Source organism: Mesorhizobium sp. M2A.F.Ca.ET.039.01.1.1 (assembly GCF_003998035.1).
In the GTDB taxonomy this organism is placed as follows: Bacteria; Pseudomonadota; Alphaproteobacteria; order Rhizobiales; family Rhizobiaceae; genus Mesorhizobium.
On record NZ_RZRY01000014.1, the window covers coordinates 1 to 12468 of the forward strand.

Annotated in this window: 11 protein-coding genes and 1 pseudogene; 6 read left to right on the top strand and 6 right to left on the bottom strand. The window is 58.7% G+C overall.

Annotated features, from left to right (window positions below; all coding sequences use genetic code 11):
* Window positions 1-237 precede the first annotated feature (237 nt).
* Window positions 238-714 carry an Lrp/AsnC family transcriptional regulator gene (locus tag EOA24_RS02835; protein ID WP_126083581.1) on the top strand — a complete coding sequence of 159 codons (477 nt, stop codon included), beginning with the start codon at window positions 238-240 and terminating at the stop codon, window positions 712-714.
* Between the two features lie 13 nt (window positions 715-727).
* On the opposite strand, the gene EOA24_RS02840 is transcribed toward EOA24_RS02835, so the two are convergent.
* From EOA24_RS02840 to EOA24_RS02860, 5 genes and pseudogenes are all read right to left on the bottom strand, one after another.
* On the bottom strand, window positions 728-2104 hold the full coding sequence (locus tag EOA24_RS02840; protein WP_127409551.1) for an aspartate aminotransferase family protein: 1377 nt from the start codon (window positions 2102-2104) through the stop codon (window positions 728-730).
* A gap of 235 nt (window positions 2105-2339) precedes the next feature.
* Complete coding sequence (locus EOA24_RS02845; RefSeq protein WP_127409552.1) at window positions 2340-3797, bottom strand: NAD-dependent succinate-semialdehyde dehydrogenase; 1458 nt, start codon at window positions 3795-3797, stop codon at window positions 2340-2342.
* Between the two features lie 14 nt (window positions 3798-3811).
* Window positions 3812-4854, bottom strand: a pseudogene (locus EOA24_RS02850) (tartrate dehydrogenase).
* A gap of 188 nt (window positions 4855-5042) precedes the next feature.
* Window positions 5043-6287, bottom strand: a complete 1245-nt coding sequence (locus EOA24_RS02855) for a Zn-dependent hydrolase (protein WP_127409553.1) — start codon at window positions 6285-6287, stop codon at window positions 5043-5045.
* Between the two features lies 1 nt (window position 6288).
* Window positions 6289-7572, bottom strand: a complete 1284-nt coding sequence (locus EOA24_RS02860) for a Xaa-Pro peptidase family protein (protein WP_127409554.1) — start codon at window positions 7570-7572, stop codon at window positions 6289-6291.
* Window positions 7573-7706: 134 nt separating this feature from the next.
* Here EOA24_RS02860 and EOA24_RS02865 point away from each other — a divergent pair, with 134 nt between their 5' ends.
* Window positions 7707-8609, top strand: a complete 903-nt coding sequence (locus tag EOA24_RS02865; protein ID WP_189343283.1) for a LysR family transcriptional regulator — start codon at window positions 7707-7709, stop codon at window positions 8607-8609.
* Window positions 8610-8780: 171 nt separating this feature from the next.
* Window positions 8781-9002 carry a hypothetical protein gene (locus EOA24_RS02870; RefSeq protein ID WP_127255375.1) on the top strand — a complete coding sequence of 74 codons (222 nt, stop codon included), beginning with the start codon at window positions 8781-8783 and terminating at the stop codon, window positions 9000-9002.
* 228 nt (window positions 9003-9230) lie between these two features.
* Here the strand turns inward: EOA24_RS02870 and EOA24_RS02875 are convergent, their stop codons facing one another.
* On the bottom strand, window positions 9231-9902 hold the full coding sequence (locus EOA24_RS02875) for an FCD domain-containing protein (RefSeq protein WP_189353827.1): 672 nt from the start codon (window positions 9900-9902) through the stop codon (window positions 9231-9233).
* Window positions 9903-10071: 169 nt separating this feature from the next.
* Between EOA24_RS02875 and EOA24_RS02880 the strand changes: the two genes are divergently transcribed.
* Genes EOA24_RS02880 through EOA24_RS02890 form a run of 3 tightly spaced genes read left to right on the top strand, consistent with a single transcriptional unit; the run spans window position 10072 to window position 12461 of the window.
* A complete protein-coding gene (locus EOA24_RS02880; RefSeq protein WP_127409556.1) occupies window positions 10072-10881 on the top strand; it encodes an ABC transporter substrate-binding protein in 810 nt (269 codons plus the stop codon).
* A 9-nt stretch (window positions 10882-10890) separates the two neighbouring features.
* Window positions 10891-11670 (top strand): amino acid ABC transporter permease, encoded by a 780-nt coding sequence (locus tag EOA24_RS02885; RefSeq protein ID WP_127390904.1) that lies wholly within the window; start codon window positions 10891-10893, stop codon window positions 11668-11670.
* Window positions 11667-12461, top strand: a complete 795-nt coding sequence (locus EOA24_RS02890) for an amino acid ABC transporter ATP-binding protein (protein WP_127255367.1) — start codon at window positions 11667-11669, stop codon at window positions 12459-12461. Before EOA24_RS02885 ends, EOA24_RS02890 begins: the two co-directional genes overlap by 4 nt.
* Window positions 12462-12468: the final 7 nt, after the last annotated feature.

The following is a 12468-nucleotide window of genomic DNA, read 5'->3' on the forward strand; positions in this document are numbered from 1 at the left end:
ATGCTAGAGAACTTCAACAAGTTCGATCGTGGCGAGGAACCAACAGGCCGGGTTGACTTGCGCGTTGGATACTAGGTGCGGCGGACGAAGGTCGCACAGCTGCGCTGTGCGCCCTTCAGCATCCGGGATCGCCGCCGAACCGAGCCACGCTGCGTCCTCGTCTCCGTTAGGGTGCAACAGATCAATCCGAGTATCTGAAACGATGAGGCCCCCAGCGCGAGTGGGCAAGAAATGGGCATAAAACTCGACCGGATCGACATCACGATCCTCCATGAACTACAGAAAAATGGCCGCGTCACAAATGTGGACTTGGCCGAGCTTGTGAACCTTACGCCGAGCCCCTGCCTGATGCGGGTGAAGAGATTGCAGGACAACGGCTACATAGAGGGGTATTCAGCCCTCATCAATGTAGCCAAGCTGGGGCAAACCCTCACGGTTTTCACCGAAGTCACGCTGAAGAACCATCGCCAGATCGATTTTGCAAAATTCTTGGTTGCGGTCGAAAAGATCGAGCAGCTGATCGAGTGCCATTTGGTGTCCGGCGGTTACGATTACCTGTTAAAATTTGTCACCGCTGGTATCAGCGAGTACCAGACCATCATGGAGCGGCTGACTGGCGTCGATGCCGGCATCGACAAGTACTTCAGTTTTGTCGTGCTCAAATCTCCCATCGCCAGGACCCATATTCCACTTCCAACACTTTTCCCAAAATGAGTCGCGGCAGGGCTCAGGCCATGGCTTGGCGAACATCCTTGTCAGCTAGGGTCTGTTCGAGCGTTTTGCGCGTCGCTGCGACGATGGCGTCGATCTCGGCATCGGTGCAGCATAGCGGCGGGGCGTAGCCGAGTACGCCTTGGGGAAACGCACGGATGATCAGCCCGTTGTCCCAGGCCCTGTCGAAAATTCGCCGCGCCGGTTCGGCTGTGGCGGGGGGGGGGGGCTTGCGCTCCTTGTCGACGACAAGTTCCACGGCAGCGAGCATTCCTCGTCCGCGAACGTCTCCTACCAGGGGATGGTCTTTCAGGCCTTCCAAACCGGCCATGAGGCGGGCTCCCGCGCGCCTCCCATTATCCAGCAGCCCGCCTTCGTAGAGTCGCAGAGCCTCCAGACCGACGGCGGCGCAAACCGGATGCGCCGAATAGGTGTAACCATGACCGACGGCATTCTCGCCTGCGCGATCAGCAATGACGTCGTAGACCTTATGGCTCATGAACACCGCCCCCATCGGTACATACCCAGAGGTCAATCCCTTGGCCACCGTCATGAGGTCGGGGACGACGCCATCCTCCTCGCACGCAAACAGCGGTCCGGTGCGACCGAACCCGGTGATGACCTCGTCCGCTACGAAAAGGATATCTTTGTCCTGGCAGAGTTTCCGGACCGCCCTCAGCCAGCCGGCCGGCGGCACGAGCACACCCCCGGATCCCTGAATCGGTTCTGCAAAGAATGCGGCGACGCGTTCAGCCCCGCCCACCTCGGCAATCTTGGCCTCGAGCGCTTTCACCGAGGCTGCGATAATGGCGGAAGGATCCGTCCCAACTGGATTGCGATAGACATAGTGTGAAGGAATCTTGTGCTGCCAATCGAAGGGCAGGCCGAACCCGGCGTGAAACGCCGGAAGCGCCGTCAGGCCGGCACCGACCGTGGAAGAGCCGTGATAGCCGTGCCCGAGCGAAATGAACTGATCCTTCTCCGGCTTCCCATTCGCGTTCCAATAGTAGCGGATGAACCGCACCGTGCTATCGACTGCGTCCGATCCACCGAGCGTAAAGTAGACGTGCTTGAGATCGCCCGGAGCACGTTCCGCCAATTCGGCCGCAAGTCGTATGGCAGGCTCGGATCCCAGGCTGAAATAGCCGGTCGCGTATGGCAGTTCGCTGAGCTGGCGCGTCGCCGCCTCGATGAGACTCTCCTGCCCGTAACCGGCGTTGACGCACCATAGGCCCGCGAAACCATCAATCAATCGGTGACCGGCAGCATCGGTTACGGTTGCGCCCTTGGCGTTTTTGAGGATCCGAACACCCATCCTTTCGTGGCCTCGATATGAGGCAACCGGATGCACCAGATGAGCACGGTCGAGTTCCACAAGTGAGTTGCTGAACATTCTGCATCTCCAGATAAGTACTTGGGGCGAAAACCTTCCCGAACTTTAGCGCGATCGACTTGGAACATCTTTTTGAACGGGGGCGTTTTTGCGCAATCTTGATCTCTCGAGTCGATCGACGCAGCATCTTGTTGGGTCGCCAGCCCCGCTCGCGAGCGGCATTGCCAGAGCAAAAAAGAAGGGGCTGCCGGGCAGCCCCTTTGAGGTGGGGAGTTTCCTGATGCCCGCCGATGAATCAGCTCAAGCCGCCGAAATGGAATGCTTTCGTTTCAAGGTATTCCTCGATGCCTGCCTGCGAGCCCTCGCGACCGAGACCCGATTGCTTGACGCCGCCGAAAGGTGCGACTTCGGTCGAGATCGCACCGGTGTTGAGACCGACCATGCCGAACTCGAGCGCCTCGCCGACGCGCCAGGCGCGCTTGAGGTTCTCAGTGTAGAAATAGGCGGCGAGCCCAAATGGCGTTGCGTTGGCAATTGCTATGGCATCCTCTTCTGTCTTGAAGCGGAAAAGTGGCGCGACCGGACCGAAGGTCTCCTCGCTGGCCAGCAGCATGCTGGTCTTCGCGCCGGTCAGCACGACCGGGGCGACATATTGCGATCCTTTCGGCAGGTCGTGCTCCTTGGTGATGACTTCGGCGCCCTTGGCCAGCGCGTCCTCGACGTGCTCCCGGATCTTGGCAACGGCGGCGTCGTTGATCATCGGGCCAATCGCGACCCCCGCTTCCGTGCCCGGACCGACTTTCATTGCGTTGACGCGCACCGCAAGCTTCTTCGCGAACACATCATAGACGCCGTCCTGTACCAGGAGGCGATTGGCGCAGACGCACGTCTGACCACCATTTCTGAATTTGGAGACGATCGCCCCTTCAATGGCAAGATCTAGGTCGGCATCATCGAAGACGATAAAGGGGGCGTTGCCGCCGAGTTCCAGTGAAAGACGCTTCACGGTATCGGATGCACCGCGCATTAGCAGCGATCCTATTCGGGTCGAGCCGGTAAATGAGATCTTGCGTACCGTCTCATTGGCCATGATCTCCTCACTGATCTCACCCGGTTGGCCTGTGACGACGTTGATCACGCCAGGAGGAATTCCTGCCCGCTCTGCCAGCACCGCGAGGGCGAGCGCGGAATAGGGCGTGTATTGCGCCGGTTTGACAACCACGGTGCATCCGGCCGCGAGCGCTGGCGCAACCTTGCGCGTGATCATCGCGTTCGGAAAGTTCCAAGGCGTGATGATGCCGCAAACGCCTACCGGCTCCTTGAGGACCACGATCCGGCGGCCGTGTGTAGGCGAGGGGATGGTGCAGCCGTTAATGCGGCGGGCCTCCTCCGCGAACCACTTCACAAACGATGCGCCGTAGCGAATCTCTCCCCTTGCTTCGTCCAGGGGCTTACCCTGCTCCGTGGTCAGGATCAGTCCAAGGTCGTCGAGATGTTCGATCATCAGTGCATGCCATGCCTCCAGCAGCGCGGCGCGCTCGGCATGCGTCGTCTTCCTCCACGCCTCGAAGGCAGAAGCGGCCGCCTCAATCGCCAGCTTGGTTTCCACACCGCCCATCGCGGGAACGGTGCCGATCACTACCTGCGTGGCCGGATCAGTGACGGGCAACGTTTTGCCCGAAACGGCAGGAACCCATGCGCCGGCAATCAGCCCAGCCTGTCGAAACAGTTCCTTGTCTTTCAAACCGTGCATAGCGGCCCCCTTGGTCAATCGAGCGCGGTGAGAACCGCGGCGGTGATAGCGTCAGTTCTGTCCTTGCCGTGGACGGTGGCGATGCCTCGCGCGGTCGTCGCTTCCAGGGCGCTCATGAGGCGCCTGGCCGCTCCCGCTTCTCCGAGATGGTCGAGCATCATCGCCCCGGACCAGATAGTCGCGATCGGGTTCGCGATGCCGAGATGGGCGATGTCCGGAGCGGAGCCGTGCACGGGCTCGAACATTGATGGCGCGGTGCGTTCCGGATTGATGTTAGCCGATGCCGCGAAGCCCAACCCGCCCTGAATGGCTGCCCGAGGTCGGTGAGGATGTCGCCAAAGAGGTTGGAAGCCACTACGACATCGAGGCTTTCCGGGGCCATAACCATCCGCGCAGCCATTGCGTCGATATGATAGCTGGTCAGGGCAACATCGGGGTACTCGGAGCTGAGTTCCCTGGCGACATCGTCCCAAAACACCATCGAGAATTTCTGGGCGTTCGACTTTGTCACCGAGGCAAGCCTGCCTCTACGGGCTCGTGCCTGTTCAAACGCGAAACGCAGGATGCGTTCCACCCCGCGGCGCGTAAAGATGGACGTTTCCACGGCAACTTCCCCATCTGTGCCCTGATGGATACGTCCGCCCGCGCCGCTATACTCGCCCTCGGTATTCTCACGGATGCACAGAATATCGAAGTCTTGCGACCGCAACGGGCTAGTCACACCAGGCAACAGGCGATGCGGCCTGATGTTGGCATATTGCGAGAAGGCCTTGCGGATCGGCAACAACAGCCCGTGCAGCGAGACGGAATCCGGGACCAGCGCCGGCCAGCCCACGGCGCCAAGCAAAATAGCATCGAAAGCTCGCAGGACCTCGATGCCATCGTTTGGCATCATTGCTCCTGTTTCCTTGTAGAAGGCGCACGACCAAGCAAATTCCGTGCCTTGGAACTTGAAACCAGAATTGTCAGCGACCCTGCCGAGGACCTGCCAAGCTGCGGCTGTGACATCGCGGCCCACACCATCGCCAGGGATGAGTGCGATACGATAAGTCTTCATTTGGCTATCCCGCACAAGCAATTGGCGCCCCAGCGCCTTGACGTCTGATTGTCGCGAAGCAGGCCGAAAATGAGATGCTGAATCGGCTGTCGGGCCAGTCGAATCTGCTGCGCGATACTTTGCTCAGAGGTGAAAGTTCGGGCCCCGGCAAGCGGTTGTGATGAGCGCCGCACACATTGCGGTTCGCCTTACCGCGTCCCGCGAACCAGCAAGTCATGAACCGCGAGAAGCAGAAACTCGGCGCCCGCGCGGATCGCGGCCGGCGTCGAATGCTCGTCGCTGTGATGGCTGATACCGCCCTTGCTCTCGATGAATATCATCGCCGTCGGCACGTCACGGCTGGCGAAGACCTGGGCATCGTGACAAGCACCAGACGACAGCAGCGCGCACTGCAGATTGTTTTTGGCGGCGATGGCGAAGAGACGGTCGCGCAACCCCTTCGAGAGGGGAGCAGGTGGATCGATAACGTTACGACCTCTGACCGTCGTCAACCCGGCTTGGCCGGCTGCGTACCGAAAGGCCCTGTCGACGATGGATCTGAGGGCAGCGATGGTTTCGCGATCCTGGGCTCTTACCTCACTGTCTACGATCACCTGCCCTGGAACGACGTTCGTTGACCCTGGACTGACGCGCAGATTGCCGAACGTCATGGTGCCGGCGTCAGCCAAACCTTCCTCAACCATTGCCGCAATGGCGCTGTGGATTGCCGAGGCTGCACAGACGAGCGCATCCTGGCGGTCGGCCATCGGTGTCGACCCCGAGTGCCTCGCCTTGCCTGTCAAGGTGTAGCTGGACAGATCCATGCCGACGATGGCGTCTACGATGCCGATGTCCAGCCCCAAGCGCTCGAGCACCGGGCCCTGCTCGATGTGCAGCTCCAAATAGGCCTCCACCTCGTCCAGCTTGCGCGCAGCTTTGCTTACTGCGCTGAAATCAAGACCGACTGCCAGCATGGCCATAGCCAAGGTGCCGCTGTCTTGAATGTCGGCCGGCTCCAGCGCTCCGGCCATCGCCTTGGAACCCAGCAAGCCGTGGTAAGCGCCTTCTTCATCCGCGAATGCGACGACCTCGAATCCGGCGGACGGCTGCAATCCGTTGGCGGCGATTGCGCGGGCACACTCCAGACCCGCCAGCACTCCGAGGGTCCCGTCGAGCGAGCCGCCGCCGCGCACGGTGTCGATATGGGACCCGCATATCAACGTTCTGCCGGTCTGTGGGCCCAGCCGACCGATGATGTTGCCGGCACCATCGCGGTGCGCCGTCATGCTGGCTTGGCGCATGGCCTGCATCAGCCATTCTTCGGCATCGACAATCGCAGGGGAGAAAGCGGGACGATCAATCCCGCCTGCTTCCACGGCACCAAAACCCGCCAGCGTCCGAATGTCGCCCAAAAGACGGTCGAGGTTCAAGAAGGCGCGAATATCACCTGACATCCTAGGCCTTTATGACGATTTCCCTCGGAAGTTTCGAAAACCTCTCGCAGCCGCTTTCGGTCACCAGAATGCTTTCCGAGAACCCGATGCCGTACTCACGATACTTCAGGCAAAGTGGCGGCATATGGAAAGTCATGCCGGGCTGGAGCAAACGGGGTTCATTCTGCTGCAGGGAAATGATCTCGCCTTCGCCCCAATCCGGCGGATAGCTAACGCCAATGCTGTAGCCCAGACGGTTGCGGTGGTAGGGCGCAAAGCCCGCCTTGGTGGTGACTGCGCGTGCGACAGTATCGGCATCGTGCGAGGAAACGCCTGGCCTGATAAACGCAAGCGCTGCGGACGTAGCGTCGATGCATGCCTGCGCGGCCCTTAGCCACTCATCCTTGGGCTTGCCAAGGAAGATCGTACGCATCAAGGCTGCCGTATATCGGCGATGCGAAGCGGAAATCTCAAAGTACATAAGATCGTCCCTACCCAGCGCATTTTTCCCGCCCGTCTGATGGGGCAGACAACTGCGTTCTCCAGCGAGCACGAAGGGAGGCAGACCCATGTATTCTCCGCCAGCCGCCAGCAGCGCTCTGTTTACCTCTCCGTTGATCTCGTCGCCGGTGGCGCCTGGGCGTGTTGCCTCATACCCCGCCTGCATTGCCACATCGACGAGCGCGGCCGATCTGCGCATCACCTCGACTTCTTCCGCTGATTTGATCATGCGGGCGTTCCACAGAACGTGGGTAGCATCTACATACTCGTTGGTTGGAGCTGCCCGGGCGAGCGTCTCGTGCTCGTCTACGGTGTAGAAAAAGCTCTGCTTTTCGACCCCTATGCGCTTGTTGCTTCCAAGACCGAGCTGGTCGAGGACATTGGCCGTGACGCTCGGTGCGTGATCCCAGTCGTATACCTTTACGAATTTCGTGGACCAGGCGAATTCCGGTGTGTTTATCCACTCGAAGTCCCGAACGAGAAAGACCGGCTCTCCGTCCTTCGGCACGACGATGCAGTGGTAACGGTAATAGCCGGGCGTTTCGTAGCCGGAGAAATAGGTAATGTTTTCCGGGCCACGCACGAGGAGCGCGTCCAGCCCCAGATCGTCCATTGAGGATTGGATCAGGTCATAGCGCCTGACGAATTCTTCCGGTGAGAAGGCGAGGCGGTCATGGGAGATCATTGGCAACTGATAGCCACGGGCCGTCGGTCGAACTGTCGGCTGGAAGGTGACATGCTCGGTGTGCTCGGCAACACTGAGGATCTTGTGATCGGCAATGTTTGGCTGTGCGACTATTCCCACGATCAATCTCCCTGTCTTGACACGTTGGAAGCACCAATCTCAGTTTGTCGTTTCGGAGAGAAGGTGAATGCTCTTGAGTTCGTTTGAGCGTTTTTCAATGTAACAACGTGGAGAGCCGGATGCCAACGAGGGTGATGGACCTGGATCTCAGGCTGCTGCGGGTGTTCGTTGCCGTAGTGGAGGCCGAAAGCTATACAGGCGCCCAGATTACGTTGAACGTGGGACACTCAACGATCAGCCTGCATATGTCCGACTTGGAAAAGCGGCTTGGTTTTCGTTTGTGTGAACGGGGCCGGAGCGGTTTTCGTCTTACCGAAAAAGGCCGCACAGCCTACGAGGAAACCAAGCGAATGCTTGCCCAGCTCGATGACTTCGCTGGCAGCATGGCAGGGCTTAAGAAACGGCTCGCTGGTCGGCTGGTGATCGGCATGGTTGATTGCCTCACGATGGATCCGCGCTTTCCGCTTGCACTGGCTCTTAGGGAGTTCAACGAGCTAGACCATGATGTCCATGTGGAGCTCGTCGTTTCAGATCGGCTTGACCTTGAGAGGGCAATCCTGTCGGGCCACATGCACGGCGCGATCGTACCCTATGTCCGCGACATTGGCGGTATTCACTTCAGGCCTCTCCTGGAAGAGACCCATCGCCTTTTTGTCGGCCGAGGTCATCCGCTGTTTTCCAAAACGGCCGAGGAGGTCTTGGAGGACGAGGTCTTGAAGTACCCCTTCGTGATGAGAGGATACCGGCAGCCGTTCGACGAGGAGTACTTTCCTGCCTTGCGCTACCACGCCACAATCAACAACATGGAAGCGATGTTGGTGATGCTACTTTCAGGAGGGTATGTGGGGTTCCTGCCTGAGCACTACGCAAGGTATTGGGTGGAACGAAGCGAACTGAAGCCGGTTGAATGTAAATCCCTCGTCTACCGATCCCGGCATCAATGGGCCACATCGATTTCCAAAAGCGCTCCGAAGGCCCCGGCTTTTGCAGCTTTCTCGAAGGTTTTTGAGCGCTTCCTCGAACCTGATGCACGCTAACCACCAGCGCAAAGCAATTGGGATCGGCCGATACTCAGGTGGTTCTGGAACGCGCGAAGCCCATAACCAAACACTTTGAATTTCGTCAATGTTTGCAGCGCAATCCTCGCATCGACCGCACCAGCGATGATCTCGTATGAATGCTCCTGTAGGGAACAGGAGTGTCCTTATATGATCGCACGAGCAATTGGCTACGTTGTTGCCGGCCCATGGCACCAAACCGGCAAAGCTCCGGTGGAAGTGGACGAGGCAGCTCTGCGATGGCTCGCTGCCGCCAGCACCTTCGCCGCCTTTGTCGGTATTGTCGTGTTGGCGTTGTTACTTAATCTGACAAGCCCGATCGGCGACACAACAGATGAATCGCGCAGCCAAGACATCATCGGCCGGAACTGAGCAACTGGCATTGCGCTAACCGCAAGGCTCTGCCTTTGAATGCCTAAGCCTATCCTGCCTTGGCCACTCCCCTCGAGGGCACCTATCGATGTGCGGTCAAGGGATCACGTTGCGCAAAAGTGGAAAGCACGTCTAGCCGTCGTGGAAGTTCCGATCGCGACTGACACTCGACCGGTAGGCAAGCTGGTCCAGCTGCTTTTTCGACGGCAGGTGAACCCGCATATTCGCTTACCCACGGGGATCGAGCAGACTGCGTGCTACGTCTTCTATATGCGCGCGCATAGCCAATTCAGCTTGCACAGCGTCGCGATCGCTGATCGCATCGAGAATATTCTTGTGCTGTTGCGCATAATGCTCCCGCCGCTCCGGCGTGAGCACGGCCTGACGAAGCTGGTTCCATGTCCTTTGCCGTCGTATTGCGTTGAAGCTGTCGAAGATGGAAAGCAGGAGCCGATTGCCTGTGACGAGACACAGCGCCCGGTGGAACTGCCCGTCCCAGGATTCCCACGCAGCGGGATCTCCCGAGACCCTTCCCTTCTGAACAAGCACGAACATATCGGAGATCTGAAGTTCGCTCGCGCGCAACGCCGCCATTCGGGCGATCTGGGGTTCGATCGCCAGTCGTGCCTCGAGCGCCTCGGCCGGGCTCGTGTTTGCGGTAACGAACGACAGTTGTATCGGCGCTTTTTCGGGACGCGGACCAACAAAAGTGCCTTGACCGACATGACGCCAGATTCGTCCTTCCGCCTCGAGCCGATCAAGCGCCACTCGCAGCCCCATACGACTGACGTCGAGCTGACGCGCCAGATCTCGTTCCGGCGGAAGTCGACTCTGCGGCTGGAAGCGATTTTCCCGCAGCATTTCGTCAAGCTTCTGGTGAGCGTAGTCGGATCTCTTCATTTTAGACCATTCCATATTGGTTTATTTCAATCGGCAAGCGCCCACCATGTTGACAGGGCCTATACGTTGGGGAATAGATAGCGAAAATCATAACATAAGACTATCGGGATATAGACCAATACGCAATGGTCCAAATCGTTGGGCCGATAAAGAATGGGAAGGTTGTCAAATGTCTCGTGTTTCCAAAACTGCCGGTTGTGCCATCGCGCTCGTCTTCGCGGTTGGCGTTGCCCATGCATCGGAAGTGACGCCGCCGGCGGATATCGCCAAGGCGGGCAAGATCACGTATTGCGCGGAATTCGGGAATCCGCCGCTCGGATTCTATGATGAAAATCAGGTTCTAGGTGGTCTGGATGTCGATATCGGCACCGAGATCGGGAAGCGGATGGGGGTGAAGGTCGAGTGGAAGGAAACTGCATTCAGCGCGATCATTCCGGCTCTCCTGGCGAAGCAGTGCGATGCCATTCTGTCGCAGCTTTTCGACAAGCCGCAGCGCCGCGAAGTCGTGGATTTCACGAACTACATGTATTCGAGCCAGTCGCTCTTGGTGCCGAAGGGAAATCCGAAGAACGTCAAGGGGCTTGAGGATCTTTCAGGCCTCAAGGCTGCTGTGGACAATGGCACGACGATCCAGAGCCTGCTGGAGGAACAGAACAAGAAATTCAAGGAGGCTGGGAAACCCGAGGTAACGGTCACGGTCTTCCCCAAGGATTCCGATGCCCGTCAGGCGCTGCAAATTGGCCAGGTGGATGTCTACGGAACCACCCTCGAAACGGCTGCTTTCTTCCTTCAGAAGGCTGGCCATATTTTCGATATTGGCGGTGAGCCGTTCGCCAAGATCAAGACCGGCATCGCCACCCGCAAGGGTGAGACCGAGATGCATGATGCCGTTCAGAAGGCCTTCGAATCGATGAAGGCCGACGGCACCTACAAGAAGTTGCTCGCGAAATGGGGACTCGAAGGGGACGCCATCGAGTAGGCGGTCACCATGAACTTCGAATGGAGCGTTTTTTGGGAATACCTGTTCCGGCCAAGTTCCGTCTATTTGCATGGGCTTTGGCTGACCTTAAGCATCAGCGTGATTTCCCAAGGCTTCGGAACGCTCCTGGGGCTTTTCATAGCCTTGGCCCGGATTTCGAAGCATCACATACTACAAGTGCCTGCACGGATCTTCGTGTGGGGTTTTCGCGGCACGCCATTGTTGGTGCAGATCGTCTTCATTTACACCGGTCTGGCTGCCGCGAACATTTTCCGTTTCGAGGATATTGATCTCGGTTTTGCGGTCCTTCCCGGCAATATGCAGGCGGGAATCCTTGCATTAACGCTGAACGAAGCTGCCTACATGGCGGAGATCATTCGCGCGGGAATCAATTCCGTCGCTATAGGCCAGACGGAAGCATCAAAGTCCCTGGGAATGACTTATGGCCTCTACATGCGCCGCATTATCCTGCCGCAGGCAGCACGCGTGGTTGTCCCACCCCTGGGTAACGAGTTCAACAGCATGCTGAAAAACACAACACTGCTGAGCGTGATCGGCGTTCCCGAACTTCTGCTCGCAACGCAGATGGTAACCTCTGTAACCTTTCGTGTTTTTGAGCTGTATATGGTGGTCGCCTGCTACTACCTGACGCTCACCACGCTCTGGGGCTTCGTACAGCAGCGCCTCGAGTCACGGTTTGGCGATCCTGCCTCGGCAGCGGCCCGCAAAGTTGGATCAAGGGGATATCGGCGCCTGTTCGGTTTTGGCCAGATTGGAGAACCGCGATGAGCGATGATCCGGCGGCTGAGCCCGCCATTGTCACCGCGCGCGGGGTGGAAAAACACTTCGGCGATCTTCATGTCCTCAAGGGGATCGATCTTACCGTTCGTAAGGGAGAGGTGGTCGTCATTGTTGGCGCATCGGGGTCGGGCAAGACCACCTTCATACGCTGCATCAACCATCTGGAGCGGATCCAGAAAGGTCGCATCGAGGTCAACGGCCATTTGATTGGCTACCGCGAGCGCAACGGTCAGCTTGTGGAAGACAGCGAGCGCAACATTGCCCGCCAGCGCTGCGAGATCGGGATGGTGTTCCAGCTGTTCAACCTGTTTCCGCATCTGACGGCTCTCGAGAACATCATTGAAGCGCCGATTCACGTGCGCAAGATCCCGCGGGAGGAAGCGCTTCGAACCGGCCGCGCACTTCTCGCTCGCGTTGGCCTGGCCGACAAAGAGGATACCTATCCCACGCAACTCTCCGGCGGCCAGCAGCAGCGTGTCGCCATCGCCCGCGCTCTGGCTATGCGTCCCGCGCTCATGCTGTTCGACGAGCCCACCAGTGCGCTCGATCCCGAGATGATTGGCGAAGTCCTGGACGTCATGAAGGAACTCGCCCGCGAGGGGATGACCATGATTGTGGTGAGCCACGAGATGGGCTTCGCGCGCGAGGTGGCGAACCGCGTGATAATGATGCACGGCGGCCGGATAATTGAGGACGCTCCTCCGGAGCAATTCTTCACCGCGCCCGCTCATGAAAGAACCGCGGCGTTTTTGTCTCGGGTCATCAGCAGGAAAGAGTGAGAGCGGT

Bases quoted from the DNA above. Each gene is read 5' to 3' on its own strand.
- EOA24_RS02865 (WP_189343283.1), top strand. From the start codon at position 7,707: ATGGACCTGGATCTCAGGCTGCTGCGGGTGTTCGTTGCCGTAGTGGAG.
- EOA24_RS02870 (WP_127255375.1), top strand. From the start codon at position 8,781: ATGATCGCACGAGCAATTGGCTACGTTGTTGCCGGCCCATGGCACCAA.
- EOA24_RS02840 (WP_127409551.1), bottom strand. From the start codon at position 2,104: ATGTTCAGCAACTCACTTGTGGAACTCGACCGTGCTCATCTGGTGCAT.
- EOA24_RS02880 (WP_127409556.1), top strand. From the start codon at position 10,072: ATGTCTCGTGTTTCCAAAACTGCCGGTTGTGCCATCGCGCTCGTCTTC.
- EOA24_RS02855 (WP_127409553.1), bottom strand. From the start codon at position 6,287: ATGTCAGGTGATATTCGCGCCTTCTTGAACCTCGACCGTCTTTTGGGC.
- EOA24_RS02885 (WP_127390904.1), top strand. From the start codon at position 10,891: ATGAACTTCGAATGGAGCGTTTTTTGGGAATACCTGTTCCGGCCAAGT.
- EOA24_RS02890 (WP_127255367.1), top strand. From the start codon at position 11,667: ATGAGCGATGATCCGGCGGCTGAGCCCGCCATTGTCACCGCGCGCGGG.
- EOA24_RS02875 (WP_189353827.1), bottom strand. From the start codon at position 9,902: ATGAAGAGATCCGACTACGCTCACCAGAAGCTTGACGAAATGCTGCGG.
- EOA24_RS02845 (WP_127409552.1), bottom strand. From the start codon at position 3,797: ATGCACGGTTTGAAAGACAAGGAACTGTTTCGACAGGCTGGGCTGATT.